The sequence below is a fragment of the Pararhodobacter aggregans genome (genome assembly GCF_003075525.1).
GTDB classification, from domain to species: Bacteria; Pseudomonadota; Alphaproteobacteria; order Rhodobacterales; family Rhodobacteraceae; genus Pararhodobacter; species Pararhodobacter aggregans.
On record NZ_QDDR01000009.1, the window covers coordinates 169,422 to 183,232 of the forward strand.

At 68.6% G+C, this 13,811-nt stretch carries 15 protein-coding genes; 5 read left to right on the forward strand and 10 right to left on the reverse strand.

Annotation, left to right across the window (positions count from 1 at the left end):
* Nucleotide 1: 1 nt before the first annotated feature.
* From gpmI to DDE23_RS17065, 4 genes are all read right to left on the reverse strand, one after another.
* Nucleotides 2–1,525 (reverse strand): 2,3-bisphosphoglycerate-independent phosphoglycerate mutase, encoded by a 1,524-nt coding sequence (gene gpmI, locus DDE23_RS17050; RefSeq protein ID WP_107753300.1) that lies wholly within the window; start codon nt 1,523–1,525, stop codon nt 2–4.
* Between the two features lie 380 nt (nt 1,526–1,905).
* Nucleotides 1,906–2,376 carry a 23S rRNA (pseudouridine(1915)-N(3))-methyltransferase RlmH gene (gene rlmH / locus DDE23_RS17055; RefSeq protein ID WP_107753302.1) on the reverse strand — a complete coding sequence of 157 codons (471 nt, stop codon included), beginning with the start codon at nt 2,374–2,376 and terminating at the stop codon, nt 1,906–1,908.
* Nucleotides 2,376–2,693: a ribosome silencing factor gene (gene rsfS, locus DDE23_RS17060; protein ID WP_238150040.1), complete on the reverse strand. Its 318-nt coding sequence runs from the start codon at nt 2,691–2,693 to the stop codon at nt 2,376–2,378. The genes rlmH and rsfS overlap by 1 nt, the downstream gene beginning before the upstream one ends.
* A 174-nt stretch (nt 2,694–2,867) precedes the next feature.
* Nucleotides 2,868–4,247: a mechanosensitive ion channel family protein gene (locus tag DDE23_RS17065; RefSeq protein ID WP_107753306.1), complete on the reverse strand. Its 1,380-nt coding sequence runs from the start codon at nt 4,245–4,247 to the stop codon at nt 2,868–2,870.
* Nucleotides 4,248–4,590: 343 nt separating this feature from the next.
* Between DDE23_RS17065 and leuC the strand changes: the two genes are divergently transcribed.
* From leuC to DDE23_RS17085, 4 genes are all read left to right on the forward strand, one after another.
* On the forward strand, nt 4,591–6,009 hold the full coding sequence (gene leuC, locus DDE23_RS17070) for a 3-isopropylmalate dehydratase large subunit (RefSeq protein ID WP_107753308.1): 1,419 nt from the start codon (nt 4,591–4,593) through the stop codon (nt 6,007–6,009).
* Nucleotides 6,009–6,521 (forward strand): HdeD family acid-resistance protein, encoded by a 513-nt coding sequence (locus DDE23_RS17075; protein WP_107753310.1) that lies wholly within the window; start codon nt 6,009–6,011, stop codon nt 6,519–6,521. Before leuC ends, DDE23_RS17075 begins: the two co-directional genes overlap by 1 nt.
* Before the next feature lie 17 nt (nt 6,522–6,538).
* Nucleotides 6,539–7,144, forward strand: coding sequence for a 3-isopropylmalate dehydratase small subunit (gene leuD / locus DDE23_RS17080; RefSeq protein ID WP_107753312.1), 606 nt, complete (start codon nt 6,539–6,541; stop codon nt 7,142–7,144).
* A 243-nt stretch (nt 7,145–7,387) separates the two neighbouring features.
* Entirely contained in the window at nt 7,388–8,239 is an 852-nt protein-coding gene (locus DDE23_RS17085) for a hypothetical protein (RefSeq protein WP_107753314.1), read from the forward strand.
* Nucleotides 8,240–8,724: 485 nt separating this feature from the next.
* Here the strand turns inward: DDE23_RS17085 and DDE23_RS25590 are convergent, their stop codons facing one another.
* Nucleotides 8,725–8,997 carry a hypothetical protein gene (locus DDE23_RS25590; protein ID WP_238150033.1) on the reverse strand — a complete coding sequence of 91 codons (273 nt, stop codon included), beginning with the start codon at nt 8,995–8,997 and terminating at the stop codon, nt 8,725–8,727.
* On the opposite strand from DDE23_RS25590, the gene DDE23_RS17090 reads away from it, so the two are divergent.
* Complete coding sequence (locus DDE23_RS17090; protein WP_238150034.1) at nt 8,974–9,795, forward strand: endonuclease/exonuclease/phosphatase family protein; 822 nt, start codon at nt 8,974–8,976, stop codon at nt 9,793–9,795. The two genes, DDE23_RS25590 and DDE23_RS17090, sit on opposite strands and share 24 nt — an antisense overlap.
* Nucleotides 9,796–9,891: 96 nt before the next feature.
* Here DDE23_RS17090 and DDE23_RS17095 read toward each other — a convergent pair whose 3' ends face one another.
* From DDE23_RS17095 to DDE23_RS17115, 5 genes are all read right to left on the reverse strand, one after another.
* Nucleotides 9,892–10,347, reverse strand: coding sequence for a host attachment family protein (locus DDE23_RS17095; protein ID WP_107753316.1), 456 nt, complete (start codon nt 10,345–10,347; stop codon nt 9,892–9,894).
* Entirely contained in the window at nt 10,347–10,571 is a 225-nt protein-coding gene (locus DDE23_RS17100) for a hypothetical protein (RefSeq protein WP_107753318.1), read from the reverse strand. Before DDE23_RS17100 ends, DDE23_RS17095 begins: the two co-directional genes overlap by 1 nt.
* A 159-nt stretch (nt 10,572–10,730) precedes the next feature.
* The gene (locus DDE23_RS17105) at nt 10,731–11,330 is read right to left on the reverse strand and encodes a superoxide dismutase (protein WP_107753320.1); all 600 of its coding nucleotides are present in this window, start codon (nt 11,328–11,330) and stop codon (nt 10,731–10,733) included.
* A 79-nt stretch (nt 11,331–11,409) separates the two neighbouring features.
* Entirely contained in the window at nt 11,410–11,568 is a 159-nt protein-coding gene (ccoS, locus tag DDE23_RS17110; protein WP_107753322.1) for a cbb3-type cytochrome oxidase assembly protein CcoS, read from the reverse strand.
* A 21-nt stretch (nt 11,569–11,589) separates the two neighbouring features.
* Entirely contained in the window at nt 11,590–13,806 is a 2,217-nt protein-coding gene (locus DDE23_RS17115; protein ID WP_107753324.1) for a heavy metal translocating P-type ATPase, read from the reverse strand.
* Between the last annotated feature and the right edge of the window lie 5 nt (nt 13,807–13,811).

Below are 13,811 nucleotides of genomic sequence, written 5' to 3' on the forward strand. Positions count from 1 at the left end.
CTCAGCCCCGCCGGATCAGCGACTGGCCGGTCATCTCCTCGGGCTGCGGCAGATCCATCAGCTCAAGAAGGGTCGGCGCCAGATCCGCCAGCCGCCCGTCGGCCAGCGTCACCCCCGCCGGGCCGCCGACCAGAATGACCGGCACCAGATTGGTGGTATGCGCGGTATGCGGCCCGCCGGTGGCGTAATCGATCATCTGCTCGCAATTGCCGTGGTCGGCGGTCACGATCATCGCGCCCCCGGCCTTCTCCAGCGCCGCCAGCACCCGGCCGAGGCCCCGGTCCACCGCCTCGACCGCCTTCACGCCGGCCTCGACGATGCCGGTATGGCCCACCATGTCGGGATTGGCGTAATTGGTGACGATCAGGTCATAACCCGCCTCGATGGCGGCGACGAAACGGTCGGTCACATCGCCCGAGGACATCTCGGGCGCCAGATCATAGGTCGCGACCTTGGGCGAGGAGGGCATGAAGCGGTCCTCGCCTTCCTCGGGCGTTTCCTTGCCGCCGTTCAGGAAGAAGGTGACATGGGGATATTTCTCGGTCTCGGCCAGCCGGAACTGCCGCAGACCCTGCTTCGCCACCCATTCGCCCAGGGTGTTGCGGATCACCCGCTTGGGGAAGGCGGTGTGCATGAAGGCGTTATGCGCCTCGGAATAATCGACCATGCCCAGCATGCTGGCCCATTCGACACGGCCCTTGGCCTCGAAACCGCGAAAGGCCGGAGCGCCCAGCGCCGCCAGGATCTCGCGCGCGCGGTCGGCGCGGAAATTGAGGCAGAAGAACCCGTCGCCGTTGCGCGCGCCCTTGTAGGCGTCGATCACGGTCGGGTCGACGAATTCGTCAGTGACACCCTCGGCATAGGCCTGGGCCACGGCAGTGACCGCATCGGGCGCGGCGCGGCCCTCGGCCCGGACCATGGCGTCATAGGCGCGCTCGACCCGCTCCCAGCGCGAATCGCGGTCCATGGCCCAGTAGCGGCCGATCACGGTGGCGATGCAGGCATTCTCGGGCAGGCTGGCGGCCAGATCGGCGACGAAACGGTCGGCGGATTTCGGCGCCACGTCGCGGCCATCGGTGATGGCATGGATGGCGACCGGGATCCCCTCGCCGGCGATGGCGGCGACCGCGGCCTTCAGATGGGTGAGATGACCATGCACGCCCCCGTCCGAGACGACGCCCATCAGATGCGCCGTGCCGCCGGTGGCCTTGAGCCGGGCGATGAAGGCCTGCAGCGCGGCATTGGCGGCGAAGGAACCATCCTCGACCGCGAGGTCGATCTGGCCGAGGTCCATGGCGACGACCCGGCCGGCGCCGATGTTGGTATGGCCGACCTCGGAATTGCCCATCTGCCCGCCAGGCAGGCCGACATCGCGGCCGAAGGTGACCAGCGTCGCATGCGGACAGGTCGCCATCAACCGGTCGAAATGGGGCTTCCGGGCCAGCGCCACGGCATTGCCCTCGGTCCGGGGATTGATGCCCCAGCCATCGAGAATGCACAGGACGACGGGTTTGGGATGGGTCATGACTGGCGCTCCGGTCTTCGTGGTGCCTGTCTAAGCGCGAGGGTCGGCGGGGGCAATGCCCTTGCTCCCCGGCTGCGCGAGGTCCGGCCGGGGGAGGGGTTTCGCCCTCGTTGCCCGCGCCTTCGGCACGGGCGCCTCGGGCGACCGGCGGCGCCGCGTTCCGCGGCGCCGAAGAAGGGGGGCCTTCTGCCCCCCTCTTGGCCTGCGGCCAATTCACCCCCCGAGGATATTTGGAGAACAAAGATTGCAGGTTAGCGACCTCTTAACCTTCATCTTTGTTCTACAAATATCCTCGGGGGTTTCCAAAGGGGGCCCGAGGGTCCCCTTTGGCGGGGGGTGCGGGGGGCTGGCCCCCCGCCTCGCCGCGGGCGGAACGCCCGCTATTCCCGGTGATAGGGCGATCCCGCCAGAATCGTCGCCGCGCGGTAGAGCTGTTCGGCCAGCATCACCCGGACCAGCGCATGCGGCCAGACCATCGCCCCGAAGCTGAGCGCGGCATCCGCCTCGGCCCTGAGGGACGGTGCCAGGCCATCGGCGCCACCGATGAAGAAAGCAACGTCCTGCCGTCCCTCGTCGCGCCATTTCGCCAGCCGTTGCGCGAAATCGGGCGAGGGCATCACCGTCCCGCGCTCGTCCAGCATCACCCGCACCGCGCCCGCCGGGCAGGTGCGCGCCAGGAGGGCGGCTTCCGCCTCCATCCCGCCGCCTTTGCGGTCCTCGACCTCGTGTTCCGCGCAGGGGCCCAGCCCCAGCGGGCGGCCGGTGCGGTCGAGGCGTTTCACGTAATCGTCGATCAGCGCCCGCTCGGGGCCGGCGCGCAGCCGTCCCACCGCGACGATGTGCAGCCGCATCAGGCCTTGCCGGCAGGCACCTGCCACATGCGTTCGAGCTGGTAGAACTCGCGCACTTCCGGGCGGAAGACATGCACCACCACGTCGCCGGTATCGAGCAGCACCCAGTCGCCGGTTTCCTTGCCCTCGGACCGGGCGGTGATGCGGTAGGCCGCCTTGAGCCGCTCCAGCAGCTTCTCGGCGATGGCGGCGACCTGGCGGGACGAACGGCCCGAGCAGATCACCATGTAATCGGCCACGGACGACCGGCCGCGCAGGTCGATCGTCACGATCTCCTCGGCCTTGTCGTCGTCAAGAGATTGCAGGACCAATGCCAGAACGTCGGCGGCCGAGAAGTCGGGGGCCGAAGGGTTGGCGGCGGGGGCCGCGACGGCGGCCGGGTCGATGTAAGACAGAGAACTGTCCTCCTGCAGGGGCGATTACCCCTCAATGTAACGCGCGCAGGGTGAAATCTCAATGGAGGCCGGTAGCGCGCCGCGCGATCTCAGGCGTCACTTTGCCGAGGCCCCCGGCGCCCCCCTCGGCGGCGGTTCCGGGGCGGCGGGCGCGGGCCCGGCCGGGGCCTCGCCCAGGAGCCTGACCTCGCGCTGCGGGAAGGGGATGGAGATGCCGTGTTCCTTGAACGCATCCCACAGCGCCAGATAGACATTGCCGCGGATATTGGTCAGCCCGCCGGTCGGATCGGTGATCCAGAAGCGCAGGATGTAATCGACCGAGGACTCGCCGAAACCGGTGATGTGGCAGACCGGCGCGCGGTGTTGCAGGACCCGCGAACAGGTCAGCGCGGCCTCGATGGCGATGCGGCGCACCGCATGCGGATCGTCGGCGTAGGACGTGCCGAAAAAGATGTCGAGGCGGACAAATTCGTTGGTATGCGACCAGTTGACCACCTGGCCGGTGATCAGATCCTCATTCGGAATCAGATATTCCTTGCCGTCGCGGGTCACGACCGAGACATAGCGCGCGCCCAGTTCCTCGATCCAGCCGAAGGTGTCGCCGATCGAGATGACATCCCCGGGCTTGACCGATTTGTCGAGCAGGATGATGACGCCCGAGACGAGGTTCGAGACCACCTTCTGCAGCCCGAACCCGAGCCCGACGCCGATGGCGCCCGAGAGGACTGCGAGCCCGGTCAGGTCGAAGCCCACCGCCTTCAGCCCGATGAAAAAGGCCGCGCCGTAAAGGCCGATGCGCAGAAGCTTGACCAGCAGCTCCTGCATCGAGGGCGAGATATCGGCCAGGCCACGGATCCGGCGCGAGGAACCGATGGTCACGGCCCGGGCGGCGGTGAAAAGCGCGGCGGTCAGGACCACCGCCTTGATTACCGCCAGCGCCGAGAGCTCGAAATTGCCGAATCGCACGGCGATGCCGTCCAGAGCCTCGCTCGTCTCGTCCAGCAGGCCCAGGTAATAGAGCGTGGCCCAGATCGACAGGCCCCAGACCGCCAGCGACCGGACCAGCCGGTTACGGATCAGCTGCGCGGCCAGGCTGATGGCCAGCCAGGCGCTGGCGATGGCCGCGACCAGCACCAGCACATAGCGGCGCGAGGGGAAGGTATAGATCCCGGCGAAGACCGCGACCGCCAGCCAGATCAGCAGCACGAACAGCAGCAGCGGCAGGGCCCGGCGCAGGACGATCAGCAGGCGCAACTGCCATTTCGGCCGCCCCTGCAGCCCGCGCATCCAGGCCTCGAGCCTCGGCCCCAGGGCCCGTCCCAGCAGCCAGGCCAGGGCCGCGAGGCCCAGGGCGACCCCGATCTGCTGCAGGCGCGAGGGCAGCAGCATGGTCTGGCCGAAGGCGCTCAGCGCCGCGAGGAACGCGGCAACACTGTCGCGCAGGTCGACGAGCCAGGTGGCGAGTTCACCGTCCATGGGCCGAGTCTAGGCCACCGGACGCAGATGTCCATCATTGAGACGGGCGCCGGCGGGCGGCCAGTCGCGGCCCGCCCGTAGGATGGGCGATATCGCCCATCCTACCAGACCAGCGCCCCAGATCCCGCGCCTGCCCAATCCTGTTGCCTGAACCCGGATTCGGGCGTATGAACCGCGCATGATCCGCTTCTTCGACATGACCGATCACGCGCGCCTGCCGCAGCGTTTCGCCCGGGAAAACCGGTCTGTCCTCGCGCGACTTCGCGGCTGACCCCTGCGTCCGCCGCCGGTGCCTGCCCGCGGGCACCCCGCCTATCCAAGCCAAATCCGTGAGAGATGAGCCATGACCGCTCCGAAAACCCTCTATGACAAGATCTGGGACGCGCATGTCGTCGACCGTTCCGACGACGGCACCTGCCTGCTCTACATCGACCGCCATCTGGTCCATGAAGTGACCAGCCCGCAGGCCTTCGAAGGCCTGCGCATGGCCAACCGCCCGGTCCGCGCCCCCGGCCGCACCATCGCCGTGCCGGACCACAACGTCCCCACCACCGCCGACCGCGTGAACGGGATCGAGAACGAGGAATCCCGCATCCAGGTCGACGCGCTCGACAAGAACGCCAAGGATTTCGGCATCGTCTATTACCCGGTCTCGGACATCCGTCAGGGCATCGTCCATATCGTCGGCCCGGAACAGGGCTGGACCCTGCCGGGCATGACCGTGGTCTGCGGCGACAGCCACACCGCGACGCATGGCGCCTTCGGGGCGCTCGCGCATGGCATCGGCACCTCGGAGGTCGAGCATGTGCTGGCCACCCAGACGCTGATCCAGACCAAATCGAAGAACATGAAGGTCGAGATCACCGGCAGGCTGAAGCCCGGCGTCACCGCCAAGGACATCACCCTCGCGGTCATCGGCAAGACCGGCACCGCCGGCGGCACCGGCCATGTCATCGAGTATTGCGGCGAGGCGATCCGGGCCCTCAGCATGGAAGGCCGGATGACCGTCTGCAACATGGCGATCGAGGGCGGCGCCCGCGCCGGTCTGATCGCCCCGGACGAGACCACCTTCGCCTATGTCAAAGGCCGCCCCCACGCGCCCAAAGGCGCCGCCTGGGAGGCCGCGATGGCCTGGTGGAAGACCCTCTACACCGATGAGGGCGCGCATTTCGACAAGGTCGTCACCATCCGCGGCGAGGATATCGAGCCGGTCGTCACCTGGGGCACCTCGCCCGAGGACGTGCTGCCGATCTCGGCCACGGTTCCCGCGGCCGGGGATTTCACCGGCGGCAAGGTCGGCGCGGCCCAGCGCTCGCTCGATTACATGGGCCTGACCCCGGGCATGAAGCTGACCGACATCAAGATCGACGCGGTGTTCATCGGCTCCTGCACCAACGGCCGGATCGAGGATCTGCGCGCCGCCGCCGCGGTGCTCAAGGGCCGCAAGATCGCCGACGGCGTGCGCTGCATGGTCGTGCCGGGCTCGGGCCTCGTCCGGGCCCAGGCCGAGGAAGAGGGCCTGGCCCAGATCTTCCTCGATGCCGGCGCCGAATGGCGCATGGCCGGCTGCTCCATGTGCCTGGCCATGAACCCCGACCAGCTGGCGCCCGAAGAGCGCTGCGCCTCGACCTCGAACCGCAATTTCGAGGGGCGGCAGGGCTACAAGGGCCGCACGCATCTGATGTCGCCCGCCATGGCGGCGGCGGCGGCGGTAACCGGGCATCTGACCGATGTGCGTGAGCTGACCACGGAGACGGTGTGATGCGCCCGGCCTCGGTGCTGCTGATCGTCGGCGTCCTGCTGGTCATCGGCGGGGTGCTGGCGCTGGCCAACCCCTTCGCCGCCTCGCTGGCGGTGACCACGCTGGTGGGCATGGTGCTGATCGTCGCGGGCGTCCTGCAAAGCTGGGTCGCCATCACCGGGGCCGGGGTCCCACACCGGATCTGGACCGGATTCGTCGGGCTTCTCGGCCTGCTGGCCGGGATCTCGCTGATCGCGAACCCGCTGGCCGGGGTCGTCTCGCTCACGCTGCTGGTGGGGATCGTCTTCCTCCTCACCGGGGCGGTGCGGCTGGGCATGGCCTGGCGCCTGCGCGAGACGCCGCTCTTCTGGTTCCTGCTCCTCAGCGGCGCGGCCTCGGTCCTGATCGGCTTTCTGGTCGTCACGGATATCGGCGCCGCCGCCACCTCGCTTCTGGGCCTGCTGCTGGGCATCCAGCTGCTGGCCGATGGTATCGGCCTGATCGCGCTGGGCCTCATCGCCCGCCGGTCCTGACCCTTTCGGAGATTGAAATGGACAAATTCAACACCCTGACCGGCATCGCGGCCCCCATGCCGCTGGTCAATATCGACACCGACATGATCATCCCGAAGCTGTTCCTGAAGACGATCCAGCGCTCGGGTCTCGGCAAGAACCTGTTCGACGAGATGCGCTACGACCGCCAGGGCAACGAAATCGCCGATTTCGTCCTGAACAAGCCGCAGTACCGCCAGGCCGAGATCATCATCGCCGGTGACAATTTCGGCTGCGGTTCCTCGCGCGAACACGCCCCCTGGGCGCTTCTCGATTTCGGCATCCGCTGCGTCATCTCGACCAGCTTCGCCGACATCTTCTACAACAACTGCTTCAAGAACGGCATCCTGCCGGTCGTGCTGCCGCCCGAGGCCGTCAATTACCTGATGGACGATGCGGCCAACGGCGCCAATGCGCGGATCACGGTGGATCTGGAAAACCAGTCTGTCACCGCCTCGGACGGCAAGAGCTTTGCCTTCGACATTGACCCGTTCAAGAAGCATTGCCTGCTGAACGGCCTCGATGACATCGGCCTGAGTTTGGAAAAAGTGTCGTCAATCGACGCCTATGAAGACCGGCAGAAAACGCAATTCCCCTGGCTCTGATTTCCCAGCGATTGCAAAATGTTAGGGCGTCCCCCAGGGGGCGCCTCTTTTTTGCCTCCAGTTTGATGCAAAGCTGCGGCATTTCTGCCTCGGAATCCCCATCTTGATGCGCCACCCTTGGCAGGTCTCTTGCGGGGTCGCGGGAAAATGGGCACAATTGTGGCAAAATTGAGGCAGGCACTGGCATTCGCCGGTCGCCGCAAACACTCCACCGGCTTTCACCGGCCGGCCAGGGGATCGAGCATGGGTGACGCGAAATCGAAGTCGCACGTCCCGGGCGCCGCCGCACGCGCCCTGCTCGTCGTTGTCCTGGCGCTGTTCCCGGCGCTGGTCGTGCCCTCGACCGCGCCTGACACCGCTCAAAGCATGATCCTGCTGGCCGTCTTCGCCGGCGGCATCGTCTTTGCCGAATACGCCTCGGAATATCCCGGCCTGATCGAATTCCGCTTCGCCGCGCCCTTCAACCGCACCCGCTTCGCGCTGATCGCCTTGATGACCGTGCTGCTGGCGCTGATGCAGCGCAACCTGGTCGAACCCGGGATCCTCGGCGGCTTTGCCACCGCGGCCGGGGCACTCTGCGGCCAGATCCTCGATTTCGGCCTCAGCCCGGTGCGGCTGCTGGTCAACGCCCTGCCCGCCAGCGTCCCGGCCGAGCATCTGGCCCTGGTCCGCGACGGCGCCGCGCTGGCGCTGGTGCTGGCGGCGACCACCGTCGCGGGCTTCGTCACCGCCATCCGCCTCAACGCCTGGCCAATGGGCAACGGCCCGTTCAACGTCTGGATCAACCTGCCGACCTTCGACCCCACGGCCGGCAATGACGTGGTCCTGCGCCTGCAACGCCATGCCCGCATTAACATTGCGTTAGGGCTTATCCTGCCATTCTTGCTGCCGGGCGCGGTGATCGTGTCCGAGGTTCTGGTGAAGCCGCTGACGCTGCTGTCGCCGATGGGCTTCGTCTGGGGGATCGTGCTGTGGGCCTATGTCCCGGCCAGTCTGGTGATGCGCGGGGTGGCCATGGCCCGCGTGGCGCGGATGATCCGTGCCAGCCGCCGCCGCTTCGCCGATTCCGAGGGCAACGCCTTCGCCACGGCCTGAGCGCGTTCCGCAGCCGCCTGCTGCGGGGCTTTGCCGAGGGCGCACGGGCCGCATGGTCCCGCCTGGCGCATTCGCAACCTTGTGCCCCGGCCCGGCAACCAGCGCGCGCCTGCCTTTCAACAGCGCACGCCGCCTCGCCACCCCTTCGCTCGCCTGACGGCGGCTCCAGCCCACGGCCTGCCGTCCCCGCCGGGCCCTTGCGCCACCTGCTGGCCGTCCTCACCGCCCCGCTCGCCCGGGCCCGTGCGCCTCAGCCAAGCCCACCTCAGGCAAACCAACCGCCGAGCCGCCCCACCTCGCGCCCTCCCCGGCTCAAGCCCCGGCTCACGGGCCCCTTGCCCCGCCTGCCACGCCCCGCCACCGACCCGCTCTCTCCAGCCCGAGCGTTCCGCCCGGGTCCAGCGGGAACGCACCCGTCTTCCCGGCCCGCTCAGCCCACCAGCCTCCTCCTCTGCCTGCTCCGGCTCGCCACCGCCCCCTTCCTCTCAGCCCGAGCGCACCGCCCGGTTCCACCAAGGCGCCTTTCCGCGCGCCCCATCCGGCGCCCCGGCCTCCTCCTCTGCCTGCTCCTCCTTGCCACCGCCCTGCCCTGCGCCGCCGAGCCCCTGCGGCTGGCGCTCTGGCACACCGGGCTCGGCCGTGACGGCCCCGGCCTCCTCCTGCGCGACATCCGCCGCGGCGCGGCGGATGTGCTGGCCGCCCGCGATGCGCTGCTCGGGCTCGCCCCGGATGCCGTGCTGCTCCTTGACATCGACCATGACCGCGACGCCCTCGCGCTCTCCGCCTTCGCCGCGCTCCTGGCCGAGGCCGGGCTCGCCCTGCCCCATACCTATGCCCCCCGTCCCAACAGCGGCCTCGCCACCGGGCTTGACCTCGACGGCAACGGGCGGCGGGGCGAGGCGGATGATGCCCAGGGCTGGGGCCGCTTCGCCGGGGCGGGGGGCATGGCCCTGCTCTCGCGCTGGCCGATCCGCGAAGACCATGATTTCACTGACTTCCTCTGGCAGGATCTGCCCGGCACGCAGCTGCCGATGCGTGACGGCCAACTCTTTCCCTCACCCGGGATCCTCGCGCGGCAACGCCTCTCCAGCACCGGCCATTGGCAGGTCAGGCTCAACACCCCGCAAGGCCCGCTGACCCTGCTGGCCTGGCACGCGGGACCGCCTCTTTTCGGCGGCCCGCATGACCGCAACGCCCTGAGGAACGCCGCCGAAACCGCCTTCTGGCGCTGGCGCCTCGACACCGCACCGCCAGAGACGCCCTTCGTGCTGATCGGTGATGCAAACCTCGACCCCGGTGCAGGCGCAGGCAACCGCGCCGAAATCGCCGCCCTGCTGGCCCACCCGCTGCTGCAGGACCTCGCCCCGCAAGCAACGCCGCCCGGCACCGACACGCCCCCGACCGCGACCGCCCATTGGCCGGACGGGCCCGGCGCGTTGCGGGTCGATTACCTGCTGCCTGACCGCCGCCTGACCGTGCTGCAATCGGGCCTCGTCTGGCCCGGACCCGAGGCGACCCACGCCATCCTCTGGGCCGACCTCCTGATGCCGGACTGACACCAGCCCCCGGGCGCAACGGCGCGCGGAACTGCGCGCCGCGGCGGCGGGGGCTCGATGCCCCCGCCGCCGCGTGCCCCCTCAACGGGACCGTCCTTACGCCTTTTCCAGCTCGTCCTTGAGCATCGCCTCGATCTTGTCGAGCGGATGGTTGGTCAGCGTCTTGTCCAGTTCCGCCACCACCCGGCTCGCCACCTCCTTGTGCAGCTTGCCGCGCAGATCGCCCAGAACCGGGGGCGGCGCCACGATCACCAGCCTGTCGAACGCGCCGCGATGCGCCTGCTTGTAGAGGATCTCGGCCAGATCGTCGGCGAACCGCTCCTTGGCCAGCTGGTGGAAATCCGTCTCGGCCAGCGCCGAGCGCTGCCCCGGCCCGCCGTCATACATCCGCCCCGGCCGGTCGGTGGCCTGGCCGCGGTCGGCGGGGTTGTCCTGCTCCTCGATCCGGATCACCACCAGATGCGGGTCCTGCGCATCCATGTCATTGCGCAGGAACAGGGCCTTCTGCCCGTCCGCGACCAGCACCCAGGTCCCTTTGGTCAATCCGCCCATCACATCTTCTCCTTGTCGCCGCTCTCGTTGCGATCTCCGGCCAAGGCGCGGGTGATCCCGTCCGAGGTCTCGTCGACGCGCTTCTTCTCGTCGCGCGTGCCGACCTTGCGTTGCAGATTGCCGCCGGCGCTGCCTTGCTGGCCGGTCGGCCCGGTCCCGGCATCGCCCTCGAGAATGGCGTCGGTGTCGCGCGATCCGTCGCGCGAGCGCACTCGTTCAGCCATCGTGGCCTCCTTTCTCTTGCTGGAAAGGAAACGTCCCGCGGCGGCCAGGGTTCCGCCCCGCCCCTTCGTCCCGGCGGTGCCCCGCGCAACGAAAAACACCCCGCGCCGGGTCGGGCGCGGGGTGCGTCAGGCCCCGGAAGGGGCCGCGTCAGACAGGGCTCAGAGGCGCGAGGCCACGTTGTCCCAGTTCACCAGCTTGTCGAGGAAGTTCGACAGATAGGCCGGGCGCTTGTTGCGGAAGTCGATGTAGTACGAATGTTCCCACACGTCGCAGCCCAGCAGCGCGGTCTGGCCGAAGCAGAGCGGGTTCACGCCGTTCTCGGTCTTGGTCACCTTCAGGCCGCCGTCGGTGTCCTTCACCAGCCAGCACCAGCCCGAGCCGAACTGCCCGGCGCCCGCGGCGGCGAAATCTTCCTTGAACTTGTCGACCGAGCCGAAGCTGTCCTTGATCGCGGCTTCCAGTTCCGACGGCATTTTCTTGCCCGAGGGGCCCATCATTTCCCAGAACTGGTTGTGGTTCCAGTGCTGCGAGGCGTTGTTGAAGATGCCGTTCTGGGCCACGGCGCCCTTCTGGTAGGTGCCCTTGATGATCTCTTCCAGCGACTTGCCTTCCCATTCGGTCCCGGCGATCAGCTTGTTGCCGTTGTCGACATAGGCCTTGTGGTGCAGGTCGTGGTGGTATTCCAGCGTTTCCTTCGACATGCCCAGATCGGCAAGAGCGTCATGGGCATAGGGAAGATCGGGAAGGGTGAAGGCCATCGGGTTACCTCATTGATTGGCGGTCTGTCGGGGGTAATAAGGGCTCGCCACCGCCAAAGGTCAAGGCCGCGCGGCCGCCTTAAGGCTTCGGATGGTCGTCATAATCGCCGCGCAGGATGCGCTGGCTGTCGCCCTCGGGGTCGTCGTACTGGCCGCGTTTCAGCGTCCACCAGAAGCCCACCAGCCCCGCCAGCCCCAGAAACAGCGACACCGGTATCAACACGGCAAGAATGTCCATCGGGACCCCCGGTATTAAGGATTATTTCAGCCGAAGCGCGTTCAGCGCCACAGTGATCGAGGAGACCGACATGGCCAGTGCTGCGATCAGCGGCGAGGCCAGACCCACCAGCGCGATCGGCACGGCGATGATGTTGTAGCCGAACGAGATGGCGAAATTCTCGCGGATCCGCTTCACCGCCCGGACCGAGACGCGCTGCGCCTCGGGCAGCGGCGCCAGCGAGGCGCCGAGCAGCACGATATCGGAGGCCACCCGCGCCGCATCGAGGGCCGAGGCGGGCGAGATCGAGACATGCGCGGCACTCAGCGCCACGGTGTCGTTCAGCCCGTCGCCGACCATCAGCACCCTGTGTCCCTGCGCCTGCAGCGCGTTGATGGCCGCCGATTTGTCCTCGGGCAGCGCCTCGGCCCGCCAATCTTCGATGCCCAGCCGCGCGGCCAGGTCACCGACCGCGCCCGGCACGTCGCCGGAAATCAGGATCACCCGCTTGCCCTGCGCCTTGAAGGCGGCGACGGCTTCCTCGGCGCCGTCGCGCAGCCGGTCGGCGAAGGCCACGGAATGCGGCGCCTGCCCCTCGATCCCCAGATAGGCGGCGGTCACGTCCAGCGCCTCGGCGCCGACCCAATGCGCGCGGCCCAGCCGGACCCTTTGCCCCTGCCAGAGCGCCTGCACGCCGTAGCCCGGGACCTCGGCCACCTCGGTCAGCACCGCCGGGATCGCACCCGCCGCGCGGGCCGCCTGCGCCAGCGATTGCGCCAGCGGGTGCGACGAGGCCCCGCCCAGCGCCGCGGCGATGGCCAGTGCCTCGGGCGAGAGGCCGTCCAGCGTCACCGGCTCGGGCGTGCCGCGGGTCAGCGTGCCGGTCTTGTCGAAAACGACCGTATCGACCTCGGCCAGACGCTCCAGCGCCGAGCCGTCCTTGATGAGAAGCCCCGCCCGGAACAGCCGCCCCGATGCCGCGGTGACCACGGCCGGAACCGCCAGACCCAGGGCGCAGGGGCAGGTGATGATGAGCGTCGCGGCCGAAATGTTCAGCGCGAACCGCACATCGCCGCCGGTGAGCCACATCCAGACCGCGAAGGCGGCGAAGGACAGCAGGTGGACCGAGGGCGAATACATCCGCGCCGCCTTTTCGGCGAGCGTGGTGTATTTGTTGCGCGCATTCTCGGCCACGGCGACCAGATCGGCCATCCGGTGCAGCGAGCTGTCCTTGCCCGCCGCCGTGACGCGGAGGGTCAGCGGCCCGGTCAGGTTCACCGCCCCCGCCGTCACCACCAGATCGGGCCCGGCAAAGACCGGCAACGTCTCACCCGTCAGCAGCGAGCGGTCCAGTTCCGACTGGCCCGAGACCACGATCCCGTCAACCGGGATCCGGCCGCCCGGCCGCACCAGCACCAGCTCGCCCGGGCGCAGATCGGCCACGGGCACCTGTTCCTCGGCCTCGCCGGTCAGGCGGATGGCCCGGGGCACTTCCAGCGCTGCCAGCTCCTGCGCGGCAGAGCGCGCCACGGCCCGGGTGCGGAAATCGAGATAGCGCCCGGCCAGCAGGAAGAAGGTCAGCATCACCGCGGCGTCGAAATAGGCGTGATGGCCGCTGTTGAACGTCTCGTAAAGCGACATGCCGGTCGCCAGCACGATGGCCAGCGAGATCGGGAAATCCATGTCGAGCCGCCCGTTGCGCACCCCGGCCCAGGCCTTGCGGAAGAAGGGCTGGCCCGAGAAGGCGACGGTCGGCACGGCGATCATCGCCGAAATCATGTGGAACAGGTCGCGCGTGGCATCGGTGGCGCCCGACCAGACCGCGACCGACAGCAGCATGATGTTCATCATGCTGAACCCGGCGACGCCCAGCCGCATCAGCAGATCGCGGCCCTGCTTGTCGGTCTCGGTCATCGACAGCTGCCCGGGGTCGAGTTCGTAGGCCGGATAGCCGATCTTCTCCAGCCGCCGGGCGATGGTCTCGGCGCTGACGCCCGGCTCGGCCTCGACCGAGACGCGGCGCAGGGTCAGGTTCAGCCGGGCGCTTTTCACGCCCGGCATCTTCTCAAGATCGCTCTCCACCGTCTGGATGCAGAGCGCGCAATGGGCGTCCGGCACCGACAGCATGATCCGCGCCGCCTTTTCCGCCGCCGCCGCCCGGGCACGATCCACCGCCGCGGGCGTGGCGATGCAGGCCGGGCAGGCCGCGAGCGACGGGTATTCGGGCTCGGGCGGGGCGTTGGTCAGGGTGTCGGTCATGGCGG

Excerpts from the sequence above, each read along its gene's own strand:
- gpmI (WP_107753300.1), bottom strand. The coding sequence starts at position 1,525 with ATGACCCATCCCAAACCCGTCGTCCTGTGCATTCTCGATGGCTGGGGC.
- rlmH (WP_107753302.1), bottom strand. The coding sequence starts at position 2,376 with ATGCGGCTGCACATCGTCGCGGTGGGACGGCTGCGCGCCGGCCCCGAG.
- DDE23_RS17065 (WP_107753306.1), bottom strand. The coding sequence starts at position 4,247 with ATGGACGGTGAACTCGCCACCTGGCTCGTCGACCTGCGCGACAGTGTT.
- leuC (WP_107753308.1), top strand. The coding sequence starts at position 4,591 with ATGACCGCTCCGAAAACCCTCTATGACAAGATCTGGGACGCGCATGTC.
- DDE23_RS17075 (WP_107753310.1), top strand. The coding sequence starts at position 6,009 with ATGCGCCCGGCCTCGGTGCTGCTGATCGTCGGCGTCCTGCTGGTCATC.
- leuD (WP_107753312.1), top strand. The coding sequence starts at position 6,539 with ATGGACAAATTCAACACCCTGACCGGCATCGCGGCCCCCATGCCGCTG.
- DDE23_RS17085 (WP_107753314.1), top strand. The coding sequence starts at position 7,388 with ATGGGTGACGCGAAATCGAAGTCGCACGTCCCGGGCGCCGCCGCACGC.
- DDE23_RS25590 (WP_238150033.1), bottom strand. The coding sequence starts at position 8,997 with ATGGTCGATGTCAAGGAGCAGCACGGCATCCGGGGCGAGCCCGAGCAG.
- DDE23_RS17095 (WP_107753316.1), bottom strand. The coding sequence starts at position 10,347 with ATGGGCGGATTGACCAAAGGGACCTGGGTGCTGGTCGCGGACGGGCAG.
- DDE23_RS17100 (WP_107753318.1), bottom strand. The coding sequence starts at position 10,571 with ATGGCTGAACGAGTGCGCTCGCGCGACGGATCGCGCGACACCGACGCC.
- DDE23_RS17105 (WP_107753320.1), bottom strand. The coding sequence starts at position 11,330 with ATGGCCTTCACCCTTCCCGATCTTCCCTATGCCCATGACGCTCTTGCC.
- ccoS (WP_107753322.1), bottom strand. The coding sequence starts at position 11,568 with ATGGACATTCTTGCCGTGTTGATACCGGTGTCGCTGTTTCTGGGGCTG.
- DDE23_RS17115 (WP_107753324.1), bottom strand. The coding sequence starts at position 13,806 with ATGACCGACACCCTGACCAACGCCCCGCCCGAGCCCGAATACCCGTCG.